Annotated in this window: 19 protein-coding genes; all 19 read left to right on the forward strand. The window is 42.7% G+C overall.

Annotated elements, in window-relative coordinates; genetic code table 11:
- Positions 1–137: 137 nt before the first annotated feature.
- The gene (locus tag NLG07_RS05600; RefSeq protein ID WP_254856709.1) at positions 138–1,835 is read left to right on the forward strand and encodes an ABC transporter permease subunit; all 1,698 of its coding nucleotides are present in this window, start codon (positions 138–140) and stop codon (positions 1,833–1,835) included.
- Positions 1,832–3,352 (forward strand): phosphate ABC transporter permease PstA, encoded by a 1,521-nt coding sequence (gene pstA, locus NLG07_RS05605; RefSeq protein WP_254856710.1) that lies wholly within the window; start codon positions 1,832–1,834, stop codon positions 3,350–3,352. Before NLG07_RS05600 ends, pstA begins: the two co-directional genes overlap by 4 nt.
- The gene (gene pstB, locus NLG07_RS05610; RefSeq protein ID WP_254856711.1) at positions 3,353–4,159 is read left to right on the forward strand and encodes a phosphate ABC transporter ATP-binding protein PstB; all 807 of its coding nucleotides are present in this window, start codon (positions 3,353–3,355) and stop codon (positions 4,157–4,159) included. It begins immediately after the preceding gene.
- Positions 4,152–4,886 carry a phosphate signaling complex protein PhoU gene (gene phoU, locus NLG07_RS05615; RefSeq protein ID WP_254856712.1) on the forward strand — a complete coding sequence of 245 codons (735 nt, stop codon included), beginning with the start codon at positions 4,152–4,154 and terminating at the stop codon, positions 4,884–4,886. Before pstB ends, phoU begins: the two co-directional genes overlap by 8 nt.
- 98 nt (positions 4,887–4,984) lie before the next feature.
- Positions 4,985–6,253, forward strand: coding sequence for an inorganic phosphate transporter (locus NLG07_RS05620; protein WP_254856713.1), 1,269 nt, complete (start codon positions 4,985–4,987; stop codon positions 6,251–6,253).
- A 14-nt stretch (positions 6,254–6,267) separates the two neighbouring features.
- Positions 6,268–7,191 (forward strand): hydrogen peroxide-inducible genes activator, encoded by a 924-nt coding sequence (locus NLG07_RS05625; protein ID WP_254856714.1) that lies wholly within the window; start codon positions 6,268–6,270, stop codon positions 7,189–7,191.
- Between the two features lie 64 nt (positions 7,192–7,255).
- Positions 7,256–7,771 carry a hypothetical protein gene (locus NLG07_RS05630; RefSeq protein WP_254856717.1) on the forward strand — a complete coding sequence of 172 codons (516 nt, stop codon included), beginning with the start codon at positions 7,256–7,258 and terminating at the stop codon, positions 7,769–7,771.
- 138 nt (positions 7,772–7,909) lie between these two features.
- Entirely contained in the window at positions 7,910–9,034 is a 1,125-nt protein-coding gene (locus NLG07_RS05635; protein WP_254856719.1) for a beta-ketoacyl-ACP synthase III, read from the forward strand.
- 22 nt (positions 9,035–9,056) lie between these two features.
- Complete coding sequence (gene prsK / locus NLG07_RS05640; protein WP_254856720.1) at positions 9,057–11,126, forward strand: XrtA/PEP-CTERM system histidine kinase PrsK; 2,070 nt, start codon at positions 9,057–9,059, stop codon at positions 11,124–11,126.
- The gene (gene prsR / locus NLG07_RS05645) at positions 11,123–12,481 is read left to right on the forward strand and encodes a PEP-CTERM-box response regulator transcription factor (protein ID WP_254856721.1); all 1,359 of its coding nucleotides are present in this window, start codon (positions 11,123–11,125) and stop codon (positions 12,479–12,481) included. Before prsK ends, prsR begins: the two co-directional genes overlap by 4 nt.
- Positions 12,482–12,535: 54 nt before the next feature.
- Positions 12,536–13,588, forward strand: coding sequence for a carboxylesterase (locus tag NLG07_RS05650; protein ID WP_254856722.1), 1,053 nt, complete (start codon positions 12,536–12,538; stop codon positions 13,586–13,588).
- Between the two features lie 12 nt (positions 13,589–13,600).
- Positions 13,601–13,888, forward strand: coding sequence for a hypothetical protein (locus NLG07_RS05655; RefSeq protein ID WP_254856723.1), 288 nt, complete (start codon positions 13,601–13,603; stop codon positions 13,886–13,888).
- A gap of 249 nt (positions 13,889–14,137) precedes the next feature.
- Complete coding sequence (locus NLG07_RS05660; protein ID WP_254856724.1) at positions 14,138–14,920, forward strand: SapC family protein; 783 nt, start codon at positions 14,138–14,140, stop codon at positions 14,918–14,920.
- A gap of 248 nt (positions 14,921–15,168) precedes the next feature.
- The gene (gene mraZ / locus NLG07_RS05665) at positions 15,169–15,627 is read left to right on the forward strand and encodes a division/cell wall cluster transcriptional repressor MraZ (protein WP_254856725.1); all 459 of its coding nucleotides are present in this window, start codon (positions 15,169–15,171) and stop codon (positions 15,625–15,627) included.
- Complete coding sequence (gene rsmH / locus NLG07_RS05670; protein ID WP_254856726.1) at positions 15,624–16,556, forward strand: 16S rRNA (cytosine(1402)-N(4))-methyltransferase RsmH; 933 nt, start codon at positions 15,624–15,626, stop codon at positions 16,554–16,556. Before mraZ ends, rsmH begins: the two co-directional genes overlap by 4 nt.
- Positions 16,556–16,864: a cell division protein FtsL gene (ftsL, locus tag NLG07_RS05675; protein ID WP_254856727.1), complete on the forward strand. Its 309-nt coding sequence runs from the start codon at positions 16,556–16,558 to the stop codon at positions 16,862–16,864. Before rsmH ends, ftsL begins: the two co-directional genes overlap by 1 nt.
- A gap of 4 nt (positions 16,865–16,868) precedes the next feature.
- Positions 16,869–18,620 carry a penicillin-binding transpeptidase domain-containing protein gene (locus tag NLG07_RS05680; protein WP_254856728.1) on the forward strand — a complete coding sequence of 584 codons (1,752 nt, stop codon included), beginning with the start codon at positions 16,869–16,871 and terminating at the stop codon, positions 18,618–18,620.
- A 6-nt stretch (positions 18,621–18,626) separates the two neighbouring features.
- Positions 18,627–20,054 (forward strand): UDP-N-acetylmuramoyl-tripeptide--D-alanyl-D-alanine ligase, encoded by a 1,428-nt coding sequence (murF, locus tag NLG07_RS05685; RefSeq protein WP_254856729.1) that lies wholly within the window; start codon positions 18,627–18,629, stop codon positions 20,052–20,054.
- Entirely contained in the window at positions 20,048–21,130 is a 1,083-nt protein-coding gene (gene mraY, locus NLG07_RS05690; protein ID WP_254856730.1) for a phospho-N-acetylmuramoyl-pentapeptide-transferase, read from the forward strand. The genes murF and mraY overlap by 7 nt, the downstream gene beginning before the upstream one ends.
- Positions 21,131–21,140 lie beyond the last annotated feature (10 nt).

Below are 21,140 nucleotides of genomic sequence, written 5' to 3' on the forward strand. Positions count from 1 at the left end.
CTTTTCATGCAGTGAAAACTTTATCCTTATACATTGATTATATTACAATTTTAAGAAAATTAATTCGTTATCTTTGTCGATTCTTGTGTCGTACTAGATGCTGGGGTAGACTTGTTAAAAAAAAACACTAACTACGTATGCATTTCCTCGGGTTCGCACAGCATCTATTTCGGTTTCGCAAGGCTAATGCGTTTTATTTTTTATCTGCATTTAGTGCATACGTCGTTGTTATCTCTTTTCTTATTCTAATTGCAACATTGGTCATTCGTTCATTTCCAGTAATTACTACCCCAAACTATGAACTCAAAGCCGAACCATTGGTAGCGATGGAACAACAGGACATAGATGCAACAGCGACAAACACCAATGGCAAAACAGGTCTAACACTCAAATACACAGCGGGTCAATTAGAATTATTTGATGCAAATACATTCGTGTCAGCAACTCCTTTTATCGAAGTTGCTGAGATATTTCCAAGTAACATACCATACGTATTTTACCTTGTTGTCGCTAGGGATAGAGAGCCTCAACAACTATTAAGAGTTCATTGGCAAGCAAATAAACCACTGCAATTCCTGCAGCTTTTTGATCTGAGTTATGAGCAAGCATTGGTTGCAGTCATTGAATCTGATATCCATAACATCGTTCATCTGTTACTACACAACAATGGCCTCACTGAGCTGGTCATGCTTAATTTGGTGACGGCTGAAGAGTTGACTCGGATAGAACTAGAAGGTGTTGGGGCATTACATTTGGCCGACCGTGATGCGATTCATTTGCGCATTCGCGATGAAATCACAACGGTTGCAGTACTTAATTTAGAAGCCAGTGTCACGTTTAAGGAATTATTTTTACCACACGCATTTCCCGGTTATGACAGTGCCACTATGGCTTGGCAAACCAATCCAGCTCAAGATTATCAATTGCGTAAATACAATATTATGCCGTTGTTAATTGGCAGTTTAAAAGCGGCAGCGCTTGCTCTTGTCGTCGCTATCCCTATTTCTCTAGGTGCAGCGGTATACGTTGGATTCTTAGCCAAAACCAGTGCCAGAATCTGGCTCAAACCCATGATTGAAGTGCTTGAGTCTATTCCCGCTGTCATTATAGGACTGATTGCAGCAACTGTTTTGTTTAATGTTGCGGCTGGGATATTGTGGAGTGTAGTGAGCGTCATTGTGTTCATGCCAATATACATGTGTGTCTGCGCGGTGCTATATCAGATTGCCAAACGCTCTAAATTTGAACATATATTTATTCGTTTTGAATTACTGATTGTGGTGTTGAGCTTACTCTGTTTTTTATGGTTATCGAGTGTTTTCGGGACTTGGTTCTCATCATTGGATGGGGTGCAAAGTGTGACGCCGAGTAATCAAATTATGCTTATCGTTGCACTGGGTTTGGGCGTAGGTATTGCACCGACTATTTTTTCTTTGGCAGAGGATGCAATAAACGGTGTGCCCAATGCAATGATCAAAGCGTCCTATGCACTTGGTGCTACGCGGGTGCAAACGTTGTTGCAAATTGTCTTATTTACGGCATTTCCAGGGCTAATGGCTGCCGTTATGCTCGGTTTTGGTCGTGCCTTTGGTGAAACTATGATTGTGCTGATGGTGTCCGGGAATACACCGATAGCGGATTGGGAAATATTTACCGGTCTGCGTGCGTTAACGGCAAATTTGGTAATTGAAATGCCGGAGGCAAATTCGCAAAATAGCCATCTGGTTGTGTTGTTTTTTACGGCATTGATGCTGTTCTTATTCACCTTTGTACTCAATTGTTTTGCTGAGTGGTTGCGCCGACTCAATCAACAGGCTCGAGGTGGGCAACGATGATGATGTCCGTGTCTTGGTTTAAACGCTTCTGCGCAGTCAACATTCCATTAGTGGCTACAGCATTGCTGACGGTTTCATTATTATCCATTCTGTTACTTGTTATCAGTAAGGGGATGACCCATTTTTCAGTCAAGCCGATTTACCAAGTATCTCATTCTAGTTTTGCTTCGCCGGTACTAGGCATGGTCCAAAACCATGGGGCTAAGGAAACAAATATATTTTGGTTTGACCCCATAGCGAAAGAGTTACAAAGCAGTCGATTGGCGCTTTCTGAGCCGCAAATCACGCTTCATCAACAAACCTTTGTACTAAAAACTCGAACAGGTAATTTGCTTTTTGCACAAGGTCTAATGTTAGGTGACCAACCATTTAGCAAGGAGGCTTGGCAAAGGCTTTTAGATGAGAATAACGCACTTACCGAACAAATTGAGCAGCTCAATACAATAATTTACCCATTAGAACTCCGGTTCGCTCAATATAGTGAGCAAAATATCCCTTTATCAGCACCCGTATTTGCACGTTTACAAGCTGAATTAGAAACCTTACACGAACAAAAAAGACATTTGCAAAAAAAGCAACAACAAAACCGCACGGTTATCCAATTTTCAGATGGGGCAACAGCTGATTTTCCAATATCAGAGATTGCATTGATTTGGCAGCCAAATGCGATGTCATTTGGCGAAAAAATGTGGTTCAGTATGGGGGAGTTTTGGCGTTTCATCACGAGTGATCATCAAGCAATAAGTGGTAGTGCAGGGATCTTTCCTGCTCTATTTGGTACGGTTCTGATGGTTTTTTTGATGACAGTGTTTGTTATGCCAATTGGCGTATTGACCGCTATTTATCTGCATGAGTATGCCCCTGATAATCATTTTGTATCAGGAATCCGGGTGATCATTATCAATCTTGCAGGGATCCCATCAATCGTATACGGAGTGTTCGGTTTGGGCTTGTTCATAATGGGGTTGGGGACGCAGATAGACCAAATTTTTTATGCGCAAAACTTGCCGAGCCCCACCTTTGGTACACCTGGTATTTTGTGGGCATCAATCACTATGGCGCTGTTGACTTTACCAACTGTGATTGTCGCAACAGAAGAAGGGTTACAACAAGTACCTCAAACTTTGCGCAATGGCGCACTTGCATTAGGCGCCACAAAATACGAGGCGATTCGTTTTAATGTCTTACCCATGGCCTCTCCAAATATCTTGACGGGCGCGATTTTATCTATTGCCCGTGCAGCCAGTGAAGTGGCCCCTCTTTTGCTGGTTGGTGCAGTGATTTACGCGCCGACGTTACCCGTTGACGACATTTTTCCCTACCTTCATCTTGAACGTCAATTTATGCATCTTGGCGTATTGATTTTTGATAGCGTCTTTCATTCTGCAAATACCTTTGACAGCCAATCAATGATGTTTGCGATTTGTTTACTTTTGATTATAGTGGTTCTAAGTTTGAATGTGCTGGCAGCTATTTTACGTGCCAAGTTGCGTCGCAGATATGAAAGGTATAGTTAAATGGTTAAGTTGTTTAAAAGTACAAAGCCTGCTCTCAAAAAGCTAAGCACCGAAGATATTTCTGTCGAAATAAGCGACTTGTGGGTTTATTTTGGCAAGAAAACGGTTTTGCGGGATATCTCCATGGTGATCCCTAAGAATCGCATTACCAGTTTTATCGGGCAAAGTGGATGCGGTAAAACGACTTTGATCAGTAGTATGAATCGCATGAATGATTTGAACAAAAACCACCGTTGCACCGGAAGCATCACCATTGATGGGCAAAATATACACAGCAAAAACATTCATGTTGCCAAACTGAGAACTCAGGTAGGTATGGTCTTCCAGACGCCGAATCCATTCCCAATGTCTATTTATGATAACGTTGCGTTTGGATTGCGCTTGCAAAAACAAATTCCTCGACGTCAACTTGATGAAGCCGTAGAGAAAGCGTTACAGAGTGCAGTATTGTGGGATGAGGTTAAGGATCAGTTATTTGCTTCAGCCTCTATTTTGTCAGGTGGTCAACAACAAAGGCTAATGATTGCGCGTGCATTGGCATTAAAACCAAAGATTTTATTGTTAGATGAACCCACTTCAGCATTAGATCCTCTAGCTACCTTACATATTGAAGAATTGATGCAAACCCTTAAAAAAAATACCACTATTGTCATGATCACGCATAATATGCAGCAAGCTGCTCGGTTATCTGATTACACTGCGTTTTTCCATCAGGGGGAGTTGGTTGAATACGCAGATTCAGATAAGCTTTTTACTCAGCCTAAACACAAGCAAACGGAAGATTATATTACGGGGCGCTATGGCTAATTTTTCAAATAATACGCGTTTTAATTCACACATATCGCGAACGTTTAATCGTGAACTTGAAGATTTGCGCAATGCTGTGCTGGTCATGGGAGGCGAAATTGAGGTGCAATACCAAGATGCCTTAGAGGCATTGTTGCAGCACGATATCAAACTCGCCGAAAAAGTCATCTTAAATGACGTTAAAATTAACGCAATGGAAGTTGAAATCGACAGTGAATGTTTGCGTATTTTGGCTATCAGAAACCCGACTGCGAGTGATTTGAGATTAGTGATGACGGTCTCAAAAATGGTAATAGAATTGGAAAGAATGGGTGATGAAATAGAAAAAATAGCCCAATTTGTTAATTCAACCGAATTTGTTTACAGCGACGAACTTAAGTTGGGTATCACACATATGGCGCAAGATGTGCAGACTATCCTACGTGATACATTTAATGCGTTTGCTAGGCAAGATCTCAAAACCACCATGAAAATATTTGCTCTAGAGCGTTTGATCGATGAAAAATACAACGAGCTGCGCTTACAACTTGAGCAAGAAATACAACAAAATGTCCAGCATATTCATTATTGGCTCGATGTTAATACGCTCATTCGCTCTTTTGAACGCATTGCTGACCGTTGTATAAACCTTTGTGAATACTTAGTTTATTTAGCTGGTGGAAAAGATTTGCGGCATAATAGTGGCAAAAAAATTCAGAAAAAAATCCAAGCACTGATTAAGTCATAAAAGTTTAACTTAAGTTTTTCGTACATAAACTATAATAGAACAAAATTTTTGTGTATCATCCGCACTTTATCTGACTTGTCCCGACGAAAGGCTGAGCTGTGACAATTTTAGAAACCTATGGTTTATTACTCATCTTACTAGCTGCTGGCGTGGGCTTTCTCATGGCTTGGGGCATAGGAGCAAATGACGTTGCCAATGCCATGGGCACATCGGTAGGCTCAAAAGCTTTAACTCTAAAACAAGCCGTACTCATTGCTATGGTGTTTGAATTTGCAGGTGCCTATCTAGCTGGTGGAGAAGTCACCTCCACTATCCGTAAAGGCATCATTGATACGGCCTATTTCGTCGACATACCACATTACCTTGTATTAGGTATGATCTCTGCTCTCTTATCTGCGGGTATTTGGTTGGCCGTGGCGTCGTATTATGGCTGGCCGGTGTCGACGACCCATTCTATTATTGGTGCTATTATCGGTTTTACTGCCGTTGGAGTCAGTGCAGACGCTGTTGCATGGGGAAAAGTAGGTGGTATTGTCGGGAGCTGGGTTATCACGCCAGCTATTTCAGGTGTGATTGCCTATTTACTGTATATCAGTGCCAAACGTATTATCTTTGATGCCGTGGATCCAATCGCTGCGGCAAAGCGATTTGTCCCGATTTACATGGCGTTAGCTGGCTTTATGATGTCGTTGGTTACCATTAAAAAAGGGCTGAAGCACGTTGGTTTAGGGCTTGATACCGTGACTGGTTACACTATGGCAGTGGTCATAGGAATAGGTGTCGCTATCATTGGGAAATACGCAATATCTCGTATTCGTTTCAAAGAAAACGCTTCAAGCGAAGAACAAAATCGAGCAATCGAAAAAATCTTTGCGATTTTAATGATCTTAACCGCTTGTTGTATGGCATTTGCACATGGCTCAAATGATGTGGCAAATGCGATTGGACCATTGGCTGCAGTCATCAGTGTAGTCAACTCAGGTGGGCAGATTAATGCTACTGCACCTCTAGAATGGTGGGTATTACCTCTTGGTGGCATTGGCATTGTTGCAGGGCTTGCACTTTTTGGTCATCGTGTCATCAAGACGATAGGTTCGAATATAACCCATCTCACTCCGTCTAAAGGTTTTGCTGCAGAATTAGCAGCTGCAACAACCGTCGTTGTTGCATCGGGTACGGGGTTGCCGATATCGACTACGCAAACACTTGTCGGGGCCGTAATTGGCGTCGGTTTAGCAAGAGGGATTGCGGCTCTCGATTTAGAGACATTTAAGAAGATTGCGATTTCTTGGGTGGTAACATTACCTACCGGTGCTGTACTATCGATTGTGTTTTTCTTTATTCTTAAGTGGTTGTTTGGTGTATAACTGAGGACTGGACGATGAAATGGCCGAACTTGAAACATCTGCATTATTTGGTCGTTTTACACGAAGAGCAACATTTTCATCGAGCGGCCAAACGATGTTTTATAGGGCAATCCACATTATCAGCGGCCATTCAAAACTTGGAAGAGCAATGTGCGTCGCAAATACTCGAACGTGATAATAAGCAGTTTGTGTTCACGCGGTTCGGGGAAAACTTAGTTGCTCAAGCCAAGCAACTCTTGTCTCATGCGGAAGAAGTTTCAGCATATGCCAATACTGGAGGCCAATGGCAACAGTCTACGGTTTCTATTGGTGTAATACCTACCATAGCGCCATTTATCTTTACTGATATATTGACCCTCGCAAAACAAACTTATCCTCAGATGAGCCTGGCGTTGAGCGAGGATACTTCTGCAAATCTAGTGCAACAGCTCAGCGATGGTAAAATGGATGCGGTAATCCTCGCTTTACCTTATCCAATACCAAACTGTCGCCATCGTGTCTTGGGGCACGACCCATTTTTCTTGGTTGGACGTCAGGAATCTATTGCCCACTTACCTAAACCAATTGACTTTGCCAGCTTACCTCGTGAAAGTGTCTTTTTGTTGCATGCAGAACACTGCATGACTGAGCATGCGGTATCCGCGTGTCAAATTGCCTATCAAGAACAAGTCAGTCACCTTGCTGCCAGTAACATTTTGACCTTACTCCAACTTGCTCAACACCAAAATGGTTTCACATTTATACCGCAATTAGCCAAGCGTAAGGGTATTTTGGACAATACCCAGCTAAGTGCTGTTTCTGCAGGCGATGAAGCATATCGTGAAATAGCTTTGGTTTGGCGTAATACTTCTCAGCGATCTGAAATGTTTTCGTCATTGGCTTCGTTATTTGCAGAGGTCATGCCCATTCCATTATTATCAAATAACCAACAATTTTAAACTTTTAGCTAATAATAATTATTGTACTTTTCATCTATATTTAAACAAATATTTTGAGAAGACTATGATTTCACATAACCTGCTCCAACTGCAAAAGAAGCAACAAACCTTTGAGGTGACGATAGAACCGACACTTCTGAGTACTTTAAAGTTATCTGTCGATGAAACGATGGAACTCCTTAGAGTATCTGGTGCTGGAATAGTGCTATTGCAACACGAGAAGTTAAGGATGGTCGTTGCCTCTGATAAAGCTTTATCAAAAATTGAACCAAGTCAATTTTATACTCAACAAACGATTAAACAAAATAGAATTAATGAGATTATGATGCCGTTTGGCTGTCATCAAGGAGACCATAAAGAAGACAAATTCTTTCAGCAAATTTACTACTATCACGGGATCCCAATTCGCAGTCAAGATGGTCATTGCATAGGGTGTTTATTCGTGATTAATAATAAGCATTGTTCGTTATCGGCATTAGAGCGAAAAACGTTTTCTCTATTGCATAGGGCTCTTCAATTAACGATCTCAATGCATGCGCAGCAACAAATCACTACTCGGTTCTTGCAAACGCATTCTTGATTTGTATGATGCAACATTGGAAATCGCTCCTTTTTGGTCATCTCATAAAATTTCCATATTCTGGCCCAATCAATAATAATTATTTGGCATCCTTTCAGTTTCCAGTTAATCTTAAATAAAACATAAAATTAGGTCATTATGGAACAAAAAGTAGTTATAAGTGGTTCTGGACTTTTTACCCCTGAGCATTCAATTAGTAATGAAGAACTCGTTGATAGCTATAATCGGTATGCAGCACAAATCAATCAACAAAACGCCGAGGCAATTGAAGCGGGTACCGTCGTGGCATTGCCATATTCTAGTGCCGATTTTATTCACAAAGCCAGTGGCATTCGTTCTCGTTATATATACCAAAAAGAGGGCGCGCTCGATATTGATAGAATGCGCCCAAAGATTACGCCTCGGGCAGATGACGAATTATCACATCAAGCTGAGATGGGGCTTGCAGCAGCTCGAGACGCTCTGGCAAATGCCAACAAGTCCGCCAATGACATCGATTGCATCATTGTGTCTTGTGCTTACACTCAGCGAGCTTATCCTGCGATTGCAATAGAGATTCAACATGCGCTTGGTGTTCAGGGTTTCGCTTTTGATATGTTAGTAGCATGTTCTGCTGCGACGTTTGGAGTGCATCGTGCATTTGAGATGGTCAAAGCGGGTACGGCGAACTCCGTGTTAGTGATCAATCCAGAGTTGGTCTCACCACAGGTGAATTATAAGGATCGGGATAGTCATTTTATTTTTGGTGATGTTGCAACCGCGATGGTTATTGAGAGAGCAGAAACAGCTAGCTCAGCGCATGTTCATAAGGTTTTGAGCACCAAAGCCGTCACTCAATATTCGAATAACATTCGTTCTAATTTTAGTTACTTAAATCACGCGACTGATTTAGCGCCATTTGCTGCCGATATGTTATTTCACCAAGAAGGTAGAAAGGTGTTCAAAGAAGTCTGCCCAATGGCCGCTGCGCATATTGAGTCGCATTTAGGCGCACATCAATTAGTACCAAACGACGTTAAAAAATGGTTTTTGCATCAAGCGAACATCAATATGAATACGCTAATCATTAAAAAATTACTTGGTAGAGAAGCTGATAAAGATGAGGCCCCCATTGTACTAGACACTTATGCCAACACAGCCTCGGCCGGCTCAATTATCGCATTTCACTTGCACCAATCCTCCTTGCTTTCGCAAGAGTACAGCTTACTCTGTTCGTTTGGTGCGGGATACTCCATAGGGAGTTTGGTGTTACAAAAGGAATAACTAACCATGCAAGGATGCAATAGTGTTTGGAAATATCGGATTTAGCTTAACGGCTGTAGGTTTTGCCTCGCTTTTTTTGTTGCTACTGACAGTGACAAATTCCTCTCGCGTAAAGTTTTTTCTGGCATTAGCCTTTCTTCTGACTGCTTTGTGGGCATTGCAACATATTACATGGATCGTGCCGCAAAGTACTCTACAACAATACCTTCTATTTGATAGCTTAAAGCAACTCGGCTGGATCCTGCTGTTGAGTGCTGCGTTGCATAATCAAGCTGATAACGTCCGGCAAGTATTTGCGCAACGCTCTACTGTCCTCGCTATTATTGCACCTGTTTTTTGTATTGTATCGAGTATTGCTAACCCAAGTTTGACGGAATGGATTTTTTTGGCACTTACGGTTAGCGCGCTAACGATTTTATTGCAACTAGAGCTTTTGTTTCGTCAAGCGGGTGAGCAAAGGTGGGCGTTTAAGCCGTTAGTCATTTTTCTTGGCATGGTCAATGTCTTGGAGTTTGTGACGTATGCAAATGCCAGTATGGTGAACTATCTTGGCGTTCACTTTATTGCGGCAAAAGGGTATGTCTATACCTTGTTTTTACCTTTTATGTTTTTGGCGATGCGACGCATGGAGCATTGGGGGATCAAAATATTTGTATCGCGTGAAATTGTCCTACACTCAACTTTGTTGTTAGTAGCTGGCGCGTATCTGTTTTTGATGGCAGTAGTTGGTTACATTATAAAATATCAAGGCGGCACATGGGGCACATCGGTCCAAATCGTAATAGCAATTGTGGCGTTATTTTTATTGGGGGTCTTATTGGCGTCAGCTAATTTGAGACAACGTATAAAAGTATTTATTACCAAAAACTTCTTTGCTAACCAGTTTGATTATCGAGAACGCTGGATTGCACTAACCAATATTTTGGAAGTGGGGGAGAAGGAACTCAATGAAGTGTATGACACAGCCTTGCATGGGTGCTTAAAGTCAATTGAATACGACCGAGGGGTTTTATGTAAGTTTAAAAATAACGAGTTATTACCTGTTGCCTCATCCGAAGACATCCATTTACGTAGCATGGACTGGTATGCCTTAAATGCAGTGGCAGTATACTGTCAAGATAAGCCTTGGATAGTTGACCTGAATGAATTGATCGTTCATCCTGAAAACTACCCCAATATCGCATTAACTCCTGTTCAAGCAAAGCAATCTAGCTTACAGTTCATCATGCCGATTTATCACGAATCAACATTGTGGGGCGTGGTGGCTATGTACCAAGTTGAAAGTGTATTTCGAACACTCAATTGGGAGTTGCGCGATTACCTAAATGCCATATTGGCACAAGTCTCGAATTTTATTTTGCACCACGAAGCCTCTCATATGGTGGCAGAAAATGCTCAGTTTGCCGCATTTAGTCGAATGTCTGCATTTGTTGTCCATGATCTGAAAAATGTTTTGGCACAAGTCGATTTGATTCTGGCTAATGCGACACAACACAAACACAATCCTGAATTTATCGAAGATACATTCGTAACTCTTGAGCATACTCAAGCAAGAATGCAAAAAATGCTCAAACAGCTCACTGAAAAGCACACTCAAGCGCAAACTTCAGCGCAAGTTTGTGAACTATCCTCTATATTAAAAACAGTTATTCATCAACTATGTGCGACATTACAGCCAACACCAACACTATCGATCACCACTGATCTGCTGGCAAATTGCGATTGCGATAAGTTACAAAACGTGTTGTACCATATTGTCAGTAATGCACAACAAGCAACTCCAGACGAGGGAGCGATTACAATAGAGGTTAGAACGGTGGATCCAAAGCACATATTGCTTACGGTCACTGATACAGGCTGTGGTATGAGTGAGGAATTCATCAAGCATAGGTTATTCAAGCCGTTTGATACAACGAAAGGCAATGCAGGCATGGGTATTGGTGCGTATGATGCCAAACATTTTATTGAAGATATTGGCGGGCGGGTTGACGTAATGAGTGAAGAGGGTAAAGGCACTGTATTTTCACTTTATATTCCCGCAATCAGTGCCGATAAATCTACAACAGCTGAAGACAAGGAAGTGAATATATGAGCAAAGTGCTCGTTGTAGACGACGATTTAGGGATCCAAAAACAGCTTAAATGGTGTTTGACAGATTATGAACTTGCATTTGCTGATGACCGCGCATCAGCGATTACGGCTCTTCGTCGTCATGAACCTAGTGTCGTGACTTTAGATCTTGGCTTACCGCCTGACTCTACTAATGCTTCAGAAGGCCTTAAAACCCTCGAAGAAATTATTGCTCTTGCTCCACATACCAAAGTCATTGTTGTGACTGGTAACAATGATAAAGCTAATGCACTTAAAGCAATTGAGCTTGGTGCATATGATTTTTATGAGAAACCCATCGATTCAGACACTATCAAAGTATTGGTAGCTCGCGCTCAGCAAATGTCAGCTTTGGAAACTGAAAACCGACGTTTACAAAATGCTAAGCCAGCTATGGGGCGTATTATTGGAGTGAGTGAGAGTATTCAAGCTGTATGCCGTAGGGCTGAAAAGATTGCCAAAACCGATATCACTACCTTGCTATTAGGCGAGTCTGGTACAGGTAAAGAGGTGTTCGCTCGCTCAATTCACGAAGCCTCGCCGCGCGCAGAAAAGCCATTTGTGGCAATCAACTGTGCATCCATTCCTGAAAATTTACTAGAAAGTGAATTGTTTGGTTACGAGAAAGGCGCGTTTACTGGCGCGAATAAAACCACCTTAGGTAAAATTGAAACGGCGCAAGGTGGTACATTATTTTTAGATGAAATTGGCGATATGCCGATTGGTCTGCAAGCCAAAATGCTGCGTTTTTTGCAAGAGCGAGTCATCGAGCGAGTGGGGGGGCGCAGCGAGATCCCGGTTGATATTCGGGTGATATGTGCAACACATAGAGATTTGCAGACCATGGTTGCAGACGAAACATTTCGTGAAGATTTGTATTATCGCGTAGGTGAAATGGTCATTAATATTCCACCGCTAAGAGAGCGTGAACAGGATGTGTTACTCCTGGCGAAAACGTTCCTCAATCAATACGCAGAAGATTTTGCGTCAAAAGTAAAAGGGTTTAGCGAGGAGGCGCAGCAAGCTATGGTAAGTTATGACTGGCCAGGCAATATTCGACAACTGCAAAACAAACTAAAATCAGCAGTCATTTTGGCTGATGGTCAAATGGTGCAACTTCATGATCTCTCGTTGCCACAAGGTCATGCCGATCCAACGCCCAAAGTCATCAACCTTAGAGCGGTTCGTGAAGCGGCAGAGAGCAAGGCCATACGCAGAGCGTATTCACAAGCGGAACAAAACATGTCACGAACCGCTGAGTTATTAGGGGTGACTAGACCCACCTTGTATTCTTTGATTGAAAAATACAACCTAGATGACTTAAGGGTAGGTGTTTAATTGCGAATGAATTGGGTATACTTAGCGGGTAGTTGAAGCTATTAAGGATGCTCAATGTCGCAAGGTCTGAATGGGTTATGGTTGTTGTTCGTTTTGAGTACAACAGTTTCTTACGCTCAACCAAATGAATCTTTTCTTCATAGTTTTTATGATTTGCATGCCACAACATTAACCGCCACAGTTTGCCACAATGAACCGACTTTGGCGGATGCGCAATTTGTTTTTTGTGCAGAAGAATTACGTAACGCAGGCAATGCACCATTTGTCTTGTGGCACCGACAGTTTGATGGCTCAATGGCGACTGACCATCCCGTGGTCGTCTTGTTGCACGGCTTAAGTGATTCACCATTTTACTTGCAAAGTGTCGCGCAAGCGGTACATCAGGCCGGGATGAATGTAGTCGTTGGCTTGCTTCCAGGCCATGGGTTAAAAACAAACTCAGAGTCGATTCTTCACGACAATAACTTGCGCCAAATTTGGCGTGATTACACAGATAATCTCATCGCCGCTAGCAATTCTTTAGGCAATGGTATAGTTGTCGGTGGTTTTTCTACCGGTGGTGCATTGGCGGTCGATCATATCTTGAGGTATCCGGGGCAGACTAAAGGTTTGCTCTTGTTTTCTGGTGCGCTAGCGCTGGCCGATAATGCTGAAACCTTAAGTAAGATCCCGTTTGCAAAGTGGTTGAGTAAGTGGATCGATGGTGATTATCCCGAAGCGGGAACAAACCCTTATAAATATCCAAATATTTCGAGTCATGCAGCACTGATATTGATGGATATTATTCGCAATATTCGTACGGGGCTACACGACTCTACCGGACTAAAGTTGCCGATATTCGTCGCCCACTCTCAGTCTGACAATGTGACACCCATTGCTGGGGTAGAAGGTTTATTGTCCTTTTCAGTAGCAGAGCATACTGTAATCCAGATAGCAGAATCTATGGCAGTGTGTCATGCTGCAGTGCCTTTGACTAAACAGCAAGTACAGCAAATTAATGAAAAGGATCCAAATCCTCTCGTCAACTGTGACAGCCCAGAATACAATCCAATCCATGCGCAAATGATCGCAATGATGCAATTTTACTTATTAAATAGCGTCAAATAGGAGAATAATAATATGCGACAGTTTTTTTGGATCATCATCGCCATTTATGCGCTACTGTATTTTTACGCGGTGTATTTATATGACGAATTTAACCTAGGCATTGCCTTTGGTATTTTTGCAGCCATTATTGCTCAGTTTTATTATGCGCGTAAAAAGCTCGCGCAACACGAAGCCGATATCGCTTCGGGCAGGTTGGTGACAAAAGAGGTAAAAGTCAAGCCATTGTCTTTTTGGTCTTCGCCATTCCCTTATGTAGGTATCGCGTTTTTGACCTACTTAGGCGTTATTATTATTCTGTAGTGTATCAATTGGCGCTTTCGAGTGACTGGCTCACCTAAACATCAGCACATTACAAAGGGTAAAACACGACCGACGATTGTTCATCAATACACCGTTTTGTTGAATATATAAACACTGTCACAAAGTAAATCGACAAGATACTAAGTGAAAACAACAAATGTTTAACAAATCGAGGTTTCGTCTAGCCCCAAAGAAGATAAATTGGTACTATTCAAAACAAATACTGTCACATCAAATTAGAGAAAAAACATGACGATGAATTATGTACCACTCGACAAAAATGTTCACAAAGACACGAAGATTTTGACGGGTAAAGATTATACCTTTAGTGCTCAAGCACACATTAGTGCGGCGAGCATTCGCGAATTTCCACAGCTTGCTGCATGCACCCCCATTGTGTTTATCAAAGACTCAGGTAATGACAGTGTGCATACGGTTGCGATGCTAGGTGTTGAGCAAGGCCAGAACTTGTATGTTCACGAAGGCAAATGGCAAGCTCCGCACATTCCAATGAATATCCAGCGTTATCCATTTGATATTCGCCCTGATGGAGATAAGCTTGGTTTGTTCATCGATGAGAACTCTCCGTTAATTAACGCGGACGGTACTGCGCTTTTCCAAGAAGACGGTGAAGCATCTCCATTATTACAACAATCATTGCAGTTCATGGATTTCTTGGCCAATAGTGAAAAACTCACCGCTGAGTTTGTTAAACGTGTAGTTGAATTAGATCTATTGAGTGAACTTGAGTTGCGCATGGTCACTGTATCTGGTGAGCGTAAAGCGGTTAAAGGCATGATGGGAATAAACGAAGCGAAGTTGTTCGACCTCGCTGATGATGTGGTGCTTGACTTACACAAAAAAGGTTTCATGGGCGCACTTTACGCCATTATGCTATCTCTTGGTCAAATCAACCGTATCGTTGAGCTAAGTAACAATACTGATCAGCCAATCCGCTCTCTTCAAGTGGTCAACCTTGAGCAAGAAGCCGCAGCCAAAGCCAAAGCAGAAGCTCAACAAAAAACAGAATAAATCCTCATAAATTTTTTCTGAATTAAAAAAGCCCATAGCACAATGTGTTGTGGGCTTTTTGTATGCTTTTCGTACAAAAATTTACGAACTATGCTTGACGTGGATCAGCTTACCCAATAAACTGCAGATTAGTGGGTAAATGTGGCAAAAAGTGGATCATTAGGGATCACAATAACAAAACTCCTAATTGAAACAAGCGTCACTTTTAAAAAAGTCTCAATAATCATAAGTAGAAAAGGGTCTGAGGAATGTTCCGCGGCGCTAGTGCAATTAATCTCGACAGCAAGGGCAGGGTCACGATACCAACGCGTTATCGTCAATCTTTGTTGGATGATTGTCACGGTCAGCTAGTGTGTACGGTTGATACACAACAAAGCTGCTTGCTACTTTACCCACTTCCAGAATGGGAAGACATCGAACTCAAGATTTCCAAACTTTCCACCACGAATCCACATGAACGTCGCATCAGACGTTTGCTTTTGGGCTATGCCACTGAAGGCGAAATCGACCGCAATGGACGATTTTTACTGTCATCCCCACTAAGACAACATGCCCATTTAGAAAAAGAAATTATGCTTGTTGGCCAATTCAACAAATTTGAAATTTGGGACGCTGAACGTTGGCATAAGCAGATTGAAGCAGATATCGCTATGGAACAAAGCGGTGATTTTGAATTGACTGAACGCTTACAGGATTTTTCGATATGAGCCAGCATATTCATTCATCAGTGCTTTATCACGAATGTCTTGAGGCATTGGCGATTGGTTCAGAAGGAATTTATATTGATGCGACCTTTGGTCGTGGAGGACACAGTCGCGGAATTCTGAATGCCTTAAATACTGCAGGTCAATTGATTGCATTTGATCGCGACCCGAGTGCGATTGAGTATGCTCATCACCATTTTTCAGAACCCAATTTTAAGATCATTCACAGCGAGTTCGCTGCGATGGCAGACGTCTCTGAGATCCAAGAATATCATGGTAAAGTCGATGGAATATTGATGGATCTTGGTGTCTCATCGCCCCAATTAGATGAAGCTGAACGCGGTTTCAGTTTTATGCGAGACGGTCCATTGGATATGCGAATGGACACCTCAAAAGGGGTAACCGCAGCGGAGTGGCTTGCCACTGCGGATGAGCAAGACATCAGTCAAGTAATAAAAGAATTTGGTGAAGAGAAGTTCGGTAAGCGCATCGCGCATGCGATCGTTCAAACTCGAACTCATACACCGATTACCCATACTCTGCAGTTGGCACAAATCGTGACTGATGCGATGCCGGTTAAGGATAAGCATAAACATCCTGCCACGAGAACTTTTCAAGCCATTCGCATGTATCTCAATAGTGAACTTGAGCAAGTAAGAGAAGGACTTAAAGCAGCGGTAGCTATGTTAAAACCAGGTGGACGCCTAGCGGTTATTAGCTTTCATTCGTTAGAAGATCGTTTAGTCAAGCGCTTCATGAAAGAGCAGTCAAAGGGCAAAAATGTCCCTGCTAATTTACCCATTACTCAAGCTGAGATCGATGCGGATAAAGTCCTCCGTTTAGTCGGACGCGCCATAAAAGCAAGCGAAGCAGAACTTGCTCACAACACTCGCTCGCGCAGTGCTGTGTTGCGTATTGCGGAGAAGTTGTGATGTTTCAAATGCAATTACTTAGCTCTGTATTAAATGACTTGTTTGAGCAAAAACTAAGAATTTTATTGGTGCTCTGTGTGTTACTCAGTGCTTTCGGTATTATTTTGAGTACCGACGCCAACCGCAATGTATCAAGAGATCTTGAAGCTCTCATGGTGGAACAAGATGAGTTAGATGTTGAATGGCGTCATCTGATATTGGAGCAAAGTGCGTTGACTGAGCACAATCGAATTGAAGCATTGGTTGATTCTAAATTGAATATGCATCGTCCTTCTGCGACAGATGAGATTGTGGTAAAAATTGAGTAGCATTATGACGAGTAAACCAGTCAAACGGACCCAAGCCAAGAAAAAAGTTCGTCCAACTTTTCAATCTTGGCGTTATTTTGTCGTAATGTTTGGTTTAGTGATGGTGTTTGCTGGATTGGGTACACGCGCCGCCTATATCCAAATCATTGAACCTGACCAACTGATAAAACAAGGCGACTCACGTACTAAGCGGGTGCGTAATATGCCAGCTCACCGAGGGTTAATCACTGACCGTCACGGTGAGGAGTTAGCCGTAAGTATACCCGTACGAGCAGTATATGCCGATCCGAAAATCATTGCAGAAAAAGGCGCTTTGGCTGACACTCGACGCTGGGAAGCACTTGCTAAAGTACTAAATATCGATAAAGACAGTTTAATTAGCCGAGTCAGTAATCCCAAACGACGCTTTGTTTATTTGCAACGTCAAGTCTCTCCAGCTATGGCCGAATACGTTGAGGAGTTAGATATACCTGGTGTGTCATTGCGTAATGAGTCAAGACGCTACTATCCAGCCGGAGAAGTAAGTGCTCACGTATTAGGGTTCACTAATGTGGATGATGAGGGCATAGAAGGCATTGAATACTTATATGATGACCATCTGACTGGCAAGCCTTCATCAAGAACCATTCGCCGTGATGGTCGTGGACGCCAGGTTGAAATCATCACAGAGCGAGAAGGCGAGAAAGCTAAGGATATCACATTAACGATTGATCAACGTATCCAAGCACTGGCGTATCGAGAAATCAAAAAAGCACTGACCTTGTATCAAGCCTACTCAGCCTCAGCCATCGTTGTTGATGTTGAGACATCAGAAGTATTAGCGCTCGTAAACGGGCCATCATTTAATCCCAATAATCGCAGTAACATTGGTTCTCATCGGGTACGCAATCGCGTCGTGACAGATGCGTTTGAACCGGGCTCAGTGCTAAAACCTTTAGCGGTATTGAGTGCCCTTGAATTTGGCTCGGTTGAACGAGGTGATACGATTGATACTCATCCAGGCTGGATGCGTTTAGGTGGTTCACGGGTTGGCGATCCAAAAAATCTAGGCGAAATTGATTTGCGCACCATTATTCAAAAATCGAGCAATATGGGCACATCAAAACTGGCCCTTTCTGTGCAAAAAGAATTCCTGTTAGATACGTATTATAACATGGGGTTGATGACGGAAACGGGAATGAACTTACTTGGTGAAAGCCACGGTATTTTTCACGAACGCAGCCGATGGTCTGATTTTGAGTTAGCAACTTTATCATTTGGGTATGGTATATCGGTAACGACTGCGCAACTGGCAAAAATGTACACCACTTTAGCCAATGGTGGAATAAAACGAGACCTCAGAATTGTAAAAGATGGCTTTATGCGTGATGAAGAACGCGCCTTTAGCCAAGCCAATACTCAATATGTCATTGAATTAATGGAGAGTGTGACTCAAGAAAACGGTTCCGGTGTAAAGGCATCAGTTAAAGGATATCGCGTTGCTGGCAAAACCGGTACCTCGCGAAAAGCAGTTGCCGGTGGCTACGGAGAAGAGTATGTCAACATTTTTGCTGGCCTTGCGCCTGTATCAGACCCTCAGCTTGTGGTGGTAGTACTGATCAATGAACCCAGTGGTGATCTTTATTACGCAGGAGATACAGCTGCTCCGGTCTTTAGTAATATTATGAGTGGTGCATTGCAATTGCTCAATGTTGCGCCAGATGACAGCAAAAGCATGCGTCATTTAGCCCATACCTCAAACCCTGTACAAGAGTAAAGAATAATGGTTAATGTAAAAATTCACGAAGTCGTTGCTTGTCTTTCTGCCAAAATTTATGGGGAGTTTTCTGAAGGCTTAGGTGATATCACAATATCTGGAGTGAGTACTGATACCCGTTCAATTCAGCCTGGAGATTGCTTTGTAGCTTTAGTCGGGCCCAATTTTAATGGACATGCGTTTGTCAAGGAAGCGCGTCAAAAGGGAGCGGTAGCGGTTATCGTAAGTGAGCCTACCGACGCAGGTATTCCAGAACTACTGGTCGATGATACCAATATTGCACTTGGCCAGTTTGGTGCCATGGTGAAACGCAAAGTATCCCCAAAAACCATTGGGATAACAGGCAGTAGCGGTAAAACCACAGTAAAAGAAATGACCACGGCCATATTACAAGAATGCGGGGCTGTTTTATCCACAAATGGTAATTTTAACAACCATATTGGTGTACCTCTTACTTTGCTTCGTTTAGAGGAGCAACATGAATTTGCCGTGATTGAGATGGGGGCAAACCACATGGGCGAGATCGCTTATACCACCAGTTTGGTAAAACCTGATGTGGCAACGATCGTCAATGCTGCGCCTTCACATCTTGAAGGGTTTGGCAGTGTCTTTGGTGTGGCTAGAGCGAAAGGGGAAATATTCAAAGGTTTGGCAAAAGATGGTGTTGCATTGCTCAATCATGACGATCAATTTTATGATTTTTGGAAAGGCAAATTAGATAACGAATTAAATTATTCCTTCTCAATTAAGGACGCGCCAGGTGAGGGAGCAGATTACACTGCTTCACAAGTTGGGTTAGCGTTTGATGGTTGTGCGCATTTCATTATGCATACACCCGTAGGTGAAATGAATATACAACTCACTCAGCCAGGTTTACACAATGTTGGCAATGCTTTATTAGCAGCAGCGCTGGCAATTAATGTTGGCGCGAGTTTGGAAAATGTTCGCGACGGCTTAGCTAAAATGACCAACGTCGGTGGACGACTTACCGTTAAACAGCTATCCGAGCAAGTGCGCCTGATTGACGACTCTTACAATGCCAATGTCGCTTCGGTGAATGCCGCAATTGATTTGTTGTCCGCGTATCAGGGAATACGGATATTGGTGTTAGGGGATATGGCTGAATTAGGCGACAAATCGCGTCAATATCACGAGCAAGTTGGACAATATGCAAAAGACTGTGGCATCGATTATTTGTTTACGCTTGGGGTTTTAAGTCAATCTGCAAGCACAGTATTTGATGGTCAAGGTAGTCATTTTAGTGACATTGACCAGCTAGTTGACTCACTTTATCAAACGGTAATGCATCTAGATGATGACATTACGATTCTGGTCAAAGGATCACGCTCCTCAGGCATGGAACGTGTGGTCAAAGCTATGGAGGACTCACCTGTGGGAAAGTTGACTAGGCAGTATGGGGCAATCGCATGCTGATATGGTTAAGTGAGTGGTTGATGCAATTAGACGTCGGCTTCAGTGTTCTGAACTATTTGACGCTGCGTTCTATTTTAGCCGCTCTTACTGCATTAATCGCTTCTATCCTGATTGGGCCGAAAATGATCAAGGCCTTGCAACGACTGCAAATTGGACAGACGGTTCGCGATGACGGACCCGAAACACATTTACAAAAAATGGGTACTCCAACAATGGGTGGGGTACTGATTCTGGCAACGATCTGTGTTAGCGTTTTGTTATGGGCAGATCTTAGTAATGAATATGTCTGGATAACACTGACGATATTACTTGGTTACGGTGCAGTGGGTTTTGTTGATGATTATCGCAAAGTGGTGCGCAAAGATCCCAAGGGGCTGATTGCGCGATGGAAGTATTTTTGGCAGACCGTTATAGCACTTGCAGTCGCCGTGTATTTATACGCTAACACCACTTTGCCAGAACAAACGGCGTTAGTTGTCCCGTTTTTCAAAGACGTTATGCCTCAGTTAGGTTTGATGTTTATTGTGTTGGTTTACTTCACCGTAGTTGGCAGCAGTAATGCTGTTAATTTAACAGATGGGCTAGATGGATTAGCCATTGTACCGACTATCTTGGTTGCAGGCGCCCTAGCAATAATGGCTTACGCTACAGGTAACATAAATTTTTCGGAGTACTTGCATATCCCATACATTCCCCAAGCCAGTGAATTAGTGATTATATGTGCAGCTATATTTGGTGCGGGACTTGGATTTTTATGGTTTAACGCCTACCCAGCATCGGTATTTATGGGGGACGTTGGTTCACTCGCTTTAGGTGGCACTCTGGGCATAATCGCCGTGCTAGTGAGACAAGAAATCGTTCTGGTGATTATGGGCGGAATTTTTGTGATCGAAACGCTGTCGGTCATTATTCAAGTCGCGTCATTTAAATTACGCGGCAAAAGAGTATTCCGCATGGCACCGATTCATCACCATTTTGAGTTAAAAGGGTGGCCTGAGCCAAAAGTCATTGTGCGCTTTTGGATTATATCGTTGATTTTGGTCTTGGTCGGATTGGCAACCTTAAAACTCCGATAAAGAATCTATG

Source organism: Alteromonas sp. LMIT006 (assembly GCF_024300645.1).
Taxonomy (GTDB): Bacteria; Pseudomonadota; Gammaproteobacteria; order Enterobacterales; family Alteromonadaceae; genus Opacimonas; species Opacimonas immobilis.